This window comes from Synechococcus sp. R55.8 (genome assembly GCF_047461895.1).
Classification (GTDB): domain Bacteria; phylum Cyanobacteriota; class Cyanobacteriia; order Thermostichales; family Thermostichaceae; genus Thermostichus.
Genome location: NZ_JANSIB010000131.1, coordinates 1 through 6,191 on the forward strand (window position 1 = coordinate 1; position 6,191 = coordinate 6,191).

The following is a 6,191-nucleotide window of genomic DNA, read 5'->3' on the forward strand; positions in this document are numbered from 1 at the left end:
CTAGATCCAGGTCTGGGAACCATGGGTTTTGGTTGCATTCTGGCGGGATCTGCGGGGTTGAAACCTGTGGATTATGGGGTGATCAGCACCCCCAGCCAACACTCGATGCCGGAGCGGCTGCAAACGCTGCACGAGGATTTGAGCCAGTTGCTGCGCCAACTGCGCCCGCATCAGGTGGGGCTGGAAAAACTTTTTTTCTACAAAATGGGCAATACCATTGCCATCGCCCAAGCCCGTGGCGTGATCCTGCTCACCTTGGCCCAGCATCATCTGTTGCCGGTGGAGTTTACGCCCGCCCAAGTCAAGCAAAGTTTGACAGGCTACGGACGCGCCGACAAGCAGGCTGTACAAGCTGCCGTGGCCCGGGAACTCAACCTGCCCAGCTTGCCCCGCCCGGATGATGCCGCCGATGCCTTGGCGATTGCCATCACAGTCTGGCACCACCGCTTCTCTTGAGGGATCCCCTCCCTGTCAATCCCCTACCTTTAGCAGAGATAAAGATTGGCCAATAAAGATGGGCTAGACTCAGTACAGCGAGAAGCACAAGCCCTATGCCTTCTTCTTCCGTGGATGTTCGCGAGCTACCGCTGTTTCCCTTGCCGGAGGTGGTGCTGTTTCCGGGCCGCCCTCTGCCGCTGCACATTTTCGAGTACCGCTACCGCATGATGATCAACACCATTCTGGAGACGGATCGCCGCTTTGGGGTGCTGATGTTCAATCCCCAGACGGGATCCCCAGTGCGGGTGGGCTGTTGTGCTGAGGTGTTGCAGGTGCAGCGATTGCCGGATGACCGCATGGACATTTTGACCTTGGGGCAGCAGCGCTTCCGCGTCTTGGATTACGTGCGGGAAAAACCCTTCCGGGTGGGGCTGGTGGAATGGATTGAGGATGAGCCGACCACCCCTTCCGATGACCTGCAGAGCTGGGTGCGCCAGGTTACCACTCTCCTTCAAGATGTGGTGCGTCTCTCGGGCAAGCTAATGGAGCGGGATGCACAGTTGCCAGAGCAGCTCCCCACCACCCCCATAGAACTGTCCTACTGGGTGGCTAGCCACTTCCATGGGGCCCCCCAAGAGCAGCAAGCTCTGCTGGAAATGGTCAGTACCGAAAGGCGGCTGCGCCGGGAAGCCGAAATTCTCGAGTCCACCCGCAAGCACTTGGCCGCCCGCACGGCCCTCAAGGATCTGTTCACGGAAATTTCCTGAGGTTCCTGTCAGTTGGTCAGGTCTGCTCCCATCTGTTCTGGTGGCTCTTGTGGACCTTTCCAGAGAGTGCCCTTTGCCTTTCTCGACCAGGCAGAGCAGAATGCTTCCCCCGGAAAGGTTGGGTATTTCTTGAGGATCCCTTCCCCGTTTTTCATGGCCTACGCTCGCCGCTACTTGCGCTTTCCCTCTCAGATCTTGGGCCGGGAAATGGAGATGCTCCACTTTGGGCATCACGGCTACCCGCTGATCTGTCTGCCCACCAGCAACGGGCGTTTTTTTGACGTGGAAGATCGCGGCATTATTGCCAGCCTCAGCCATCATCTGGAACAGGGCTATTTGCAGGCTTTTTGCGTGGAAACCCTAGATTGGGAGACTTTGTTCAACCGCCAGCTGGACTTGCCCCAACGGCGGGATCGTTGGCTGTTGCTGGAGCAGCACTGGGTAGAAGAGCTGATCCCCTACGCCAAGGCCGAGGCGCAAAATGAGTTTCTGGTGGTGGCTGGGTTTTCCCTGGGAGCTACCCATGCTGTCAACCTCACCTGTCGGCATCCCGGCCTAGTGCGCCGTTGTTTGGCTCTGGGGGGGCCCTACGATGTGGCCGCTCTCGGCTCTGTCACCGGCTGGGATCCCCAACGGGCAGAGCAGGAGCTGTATTTCATCAACCCGCTGGCCTATATGTCCAACATGAGCCGGCAACTCTGGGATCACTTGGGCGGGCGCAACACCGAGCTGAAGCTGCTCACCGCTCGCCACGACCACTGCCTCAGCGACAACCTGCGTCTGGCGGAAGTGCTTAGCCGCAACAACATCCCCCATCAACTGGAGGTATGGGAGGGGAATCACGATTGGCCCACTTGGCAAGCGCAAATCCGCGCCTTCGCGTAGGATCCCTTGCAGGGAATAGCTTTTGACGAGAGAGCTTTGATGATTGAAGACTATTGGGTTGGCAGCCTGCACTTCAGCGAGCCTTTCGGGGACGATACTCTGGCCCGCCTCAACGCACTTCCCCCTGTTCAAGCTCGCAACGGCCAAACTTACAAGATCCGGGCCGAACATGTCACCATTCATGAGGTGAACCTGGATTACCGCACCAAGTATCGCTTGATCCTGGATCGCTTCAGCTACCTTTACCCCCAAGCCATCGGCCTGTTCATGGGCTTTGCCTTTCGGGGGGTTTACCTCATCAACAACCCCTTTAGCTTTTATTACTACCTGCGCAACAAAGATGCTGCCTACATGGTGGTCAAAGAGCTGGGGATCTCCATCCCCAAAACTTACATTCTGCCCCCTAAAGAAGCCCCCGCATTGAAAGCAGAGGACTTTAAGTATCACAAGTTTTTCGATTGGCAGGGGATGGCAGAAGACCTGGGCTGGCCAATGGTGATCAAGCCGGCGGAGGGGCGAGAGGCCATTGGAGTAGAAATAGCCCACAACATGGAGCAGCTCCTCTATTTTTACGACCGCTCTGGATCTCAGGTGATGATGATCCAAGAGAAGGTCAAAACCCCTTACCCTTGGCAGATTCGCGCCCTCTGCATTGGCCGAAAGATCATTCCGATCAAGTATATCTTTCGCAAGTTCGATGCCAGCGAATATCTGTTTGATCCAGAATTTCTTACTCCGGAAATGGGCCAGAAAGTCATCAATACCTGTCGGATTATCAATCGAGTTTTGGGCTATGAAATGAACTCGGTGGAGCTATTCATCGACGAGCAGGGAGAGCTGCAGGCCATCGACTTTAACAATCCGGTGCCCGATGGGCGGCTCAAGGCTTTGGGAGAGATCTTCTATAACGATTACCAGCAGGCCCTTTGCGATTTGGTCTTGGACATCGTGCGGGAACAGCGTCCTTTCGACTTCCTGCCCCCAGATATCAACCGCTTTGCCCACATTGCCCGACGGGCCGATCTCACCCGCGAGCAGAAGTTTCAGATGGCTTTGGAATTGGCCAACCGTTACTACGAGCCCAGGGATCCCGATTAAAATCAAACCAGAACCCACAAGTGTGGTTTTCCGCCGGAGAAGTTGTGGACGGGCAAAGGAGCAGCAGCGTGGTTTCCGACCCCGCTTCAGGGTGGTCCATAATCAAGCAGGCGCAGGGATCCTGCCAGGTGCTGCATTTGGCGGCGGGGGATCCCCTCTTGAGTCGGCAAGAGCATTGGGGGCCTTTTCCCGGCCAAGCTGAGGCAATTGCACGGCGGGTTGGTCTGATCCGAGCAGGCAAATGTCAACCGGGTTGAAATGGCGCTGGTGCCACGATATTCGCGAGATCCCAGCAGGGGCCTGGCATGCCTTGCAAACGGAGCGCACCTCTCCTTTTTTGGAATACGAATGGTTGCACAGCCTAGAGAGCTCAGGTTGTGCCAGCCGCAGGACAGGGTGGCTGCCCTGTCACCTGTTGGTGGAGGCAGACGGCCGGTTGATTGCTGCTGCCCCCTTGTATTTGAAAAGCCACAGTCAAGGGGAGTTTGTCTTTGACCAAGAATGGGCTGCAGTTGCAGGCCAATTGGGGGAACGCTACTACCCGAAGTTAATCGGCATGGCCCCCTTCACCCCGGCCACGGGCTATCGCATCCTCGTCCATCCCGAGTATTCGGAAGCAGAGGTGTGGTCGTTGATGCTGGCAGCCATTGACCGGTTTTGCCAAGAGAAGGATATTTCGGTGTTTAGCTTGCTTTATGTAGATCTGGACTGGCGGACTCAATTGGAGTCGGATGGATTTACGCCCCGGATCACCCACAACTACCAGTGGCACAACCCCGGCTACCGCTCTTACGAAGACTTTTTGAGCCAGTTCAATGCCAACCAGCGGCGCAACATCAAGCGAGAGCGGGCTGCAATGGAAAAAAGCGGCCTAGAACTCAAGATTTACACAGGAGAGGAGATCACGCCCCGCCTGTTGTCTCTCATGTACGACTTTTACAGCAACACCTGCGCCCAATTTTGGAACTGGAGCAAATATCTCAATCGCCGCTTTTTCGAGTCTCTCTATCCCAACTATCGGGAGCGAGTTGTGCTGGTGGCCGGGGAACGGAATGCAGAAATTGTGGGGATGTCTTTTTGTATTCGTAAGGGAGATCGCCTGTTCGGGCGCTACTGGGGTTGTCGGGAGGAGGTGAAGTTTTTGCACTTTAACGTTTGCTACTACGAGCCCATTGCCCTCGCCATCCGAGAAGGGATCCGCAACTTTGATCCCGGCGCAGGGGGATCCCATAAGATTCGACGGGGATTTCCGGCCACGCCTGTGTACAGCTACCACCGCTTCTACAGCCGAAGGCTACAACAGGTTTTGGTGCCCTACCTAAACCGGGTTAACCCTCTCATGTTGGCCGAGCTGGAGAACGTGAATCAAAACGAGGTTCCTTTTCGAGAAGATGTTTTGCCTTCTCTATCTGCTTTGACCAAGGAGTGAACCACTTCATTGGATGGGGTTTTCAATCCCGTAAGCAGTTGGCGGCTGACATGCTTTTTGCCTTGCTACAGCTTTTTCCGGCAATGCTGACTCCAGCCAACACGACCTGACCTATGGTTATAGTTATTTCGAATTTCGGCGAAACAGCCTAATGGAACATCCGATCCCTTCCGGCCTTCCTGATCCCGTTAAACCTGGGGATCTCTTGGCGTTGGAGGTCACGGCCCTGACCCCCCAGGGAGATGGCATTGCCCACACGGTAGGACTTGGACAAGGGCGAGTGGTGTTTGTGTCCCAGGCGGTGCCCGGGGATCAGGTGGTGGCCCAAATAACCGAGATCAAGCGCAACTACTTGGTCGGGCGAATTCGGTCGCTGATTTCTCCCTCTCCCCAACGGGTGCGACCAGCCTGCATTGTGGCGGACAAATGTGGTGGCTGCCAATGGCAACATGTCAGCTATGCCCAGCAATTGGCCACCAAGCAGCAAATCCTCAGGGATGCACTGGAGCGGATTGGCGGTCTGACTCTGCCGCAGCCTGTCCCTATTTTGGGATCCCAGCAGCCGCTGCGCTATCGCAACAAGGTCACCTACCCCATGGCCAAACCGGAGGGCCAGCCCTTGCGCATGGGCTACTACCAACGGGGCAGCCACCGCCTGGTGAACCTCAACCAATGCCCCGTGCAAGACGAGCGGCTGGATGTGTTCCTGAGGGAAATCAAGCGGGATCTCCAAGAAACGGGCTGGAGTGTCTACGACGAAAGTCGTCACCAAGGTCATCTCCGCCACTTGGGTTTGCGCATCGGTCGCCGTACCCGCGAGGTGCTCCTGACCTTGGTCAGTTGCAGTCGTCGCCTGCCCCATCTGGAAAGCTGGGCCGAACGCTGGATGCAGCGCTACCCTGACCTGGTGGGGGTCTGTCTCAATCTCAACTCGGCCCGCACCAATGCCATCTTCGGCCCGGAGACTGAGGTGATTGCCGGTCGGGGGTCTTTGCGGGAGGAATTTGCCGGTTTTTCCCTCTGGATCGACAGCACCTCTTTCTTCCAGGTCAACACAGAGCAAGCAGAAGCCTTTTTTACCTGGATAGCCGACCAACTGAACCTGCGGGGAGAGGAAACCATCCTGGATGCCTACTGTGGCATCGGCACCTTAACCTTGCTGCTGGCGCAACGGGCGAAACGGGCGATGGGGGTGGAAGCTTTGCCGGAAGCGGTGGCCCAAGCCCGCTACAATGCCCAGTTCAACGGTATCGCCTCAGCCCAATTTTTCCAGGGCACGGTGGAACAGGTTTTGCCGACCCTGCCCCCTGCCGACATTGTGGTGCTGGATCCGCCGCGGCGCGGCTGCAACCGCCAAGTGCTCGAGACCCTAAAGCTGCGACGACCACCACGCATCGTCTACATTAGCTGTCACCCTGCCACTTTGGCGCGAGACTTGCAGATCCTACTGGCAGAGGGATCCTATCGCCTTACCCAATGGCGGGCGGCTGACTTCTTTCCCCAAACCGGGCATGTGGAGGGGGTGGCCTTTTTGGAGCGAGTTTGAAGAGTACGCACCCTGACCAAAAGGCGCG

6 protein-coding genes are annotated in these 6,191 nt (G+C 56.7%); all 6 read left to right on the forward strand.

The features are described from left to right. A partial coding sequence (ruvC, locus tag NW829_RS11400) for a crossover junction endodeoxyribonuclease RuvC (protein WP_414417124.1) occupies positions 1-456 on the forward strand: 456 nt, incomplete at its 5' end. Between the two features lie 95 nt (positions 457-551). Then, the gene (locus tag NW829_RS11405; RefSeq protein WP_011432147.1) at positions 552-1,205 is read left to right on the forward strand and encodes an LON peptidase substrate-binding domain-containing protein; all 654 of its coding nucleotides are present in this window, start codon (positions 552-554) and stop codon (positions 1,203-1,205) included. A gap of 66 nt (positions 1,206-1,271) precedes the next feature. Further along, positions 1,272-2,090 carry an alpha/beta hydrolase-fold protein gene (locus NW829_RS11410; RefSeq protein WP_414417125.1) on the forward strand — a complete coding sequence of 273 codons (819 nt, stop codon included), beginning with the start codon at positions 1,272-1,274 and terminating at the stop codon, positions 2,088-2,090. 39 nt (positions 2,091-2,129) lie between these two features. Then, a complete protein-coding gene (locus NW829_RS11415; protein ID WP_414329283.1) occupies positions 2,130-3,188 on the forward strand; it encodes an ATP-grasp domain-containing protein in 1,059 nt (352 codons plus the stop codon). 241 nt (positions 3,189-3,429) lie between these two features. Beyond that, positions 3,430-4,617 (forward strand): GNAT family N-acetyltransferase, encoded by a 1,188-nt coding sequence (locus NW829_RS11420; RefSeq protein WP_414389545.1) that lies wholly within the window; start codon positions 3,430-3,432, stop codon positions 4,615-4,617. Positions 4,618-4,768: 151 nt separating this feature from the next. Then, positions 4,769-6,163 carry a 23S rRNA (uracil(1939)-C(5))-methyltransferase RlmD gene (gene rlmD, locus NW829_RS11425; protein WP_414417126.1) on the forward strand — a complete coding sequence of 465 codons (1,395 nt, stop codon included), beginning with the start codon at positions 4,769-4,771 and terminating at the stop codon, positions 6,161-6,163. The last annotated feature ends 28 nt before the right edge of the window (positions 6,164-6,191 follow it).

Coding starts and splice junctions, on each gene's coding strand:
- rlmD (WP_414417126.1), top strand. CDS start 4,769: ATGGAACATCCGATCCCTTCCGGCCTTCCTGATCCCGTTAAACCTGGG.
- NW829_RS11415 (WP_414329283.1), top strand. CDS start 2,130: ATGATTGAAGACTATTGGGTTGGCAGCCTGCACTTCAGCGAGCCTTTC.
- NW829_RS11405 (WP_011432147.1), top strand. CDS start 552: ATGCCTTCTTCTTCCGTGGATGTTCGCGAGCTACCGCTGTTTCCCTTG.
- NW829_RS11420 (WP_414389545.1), top strand. CDS start 3,430: ATGTCAACCGGGTTGAAATGGCGCTGGTGCCACGATATTCGCGAGATC.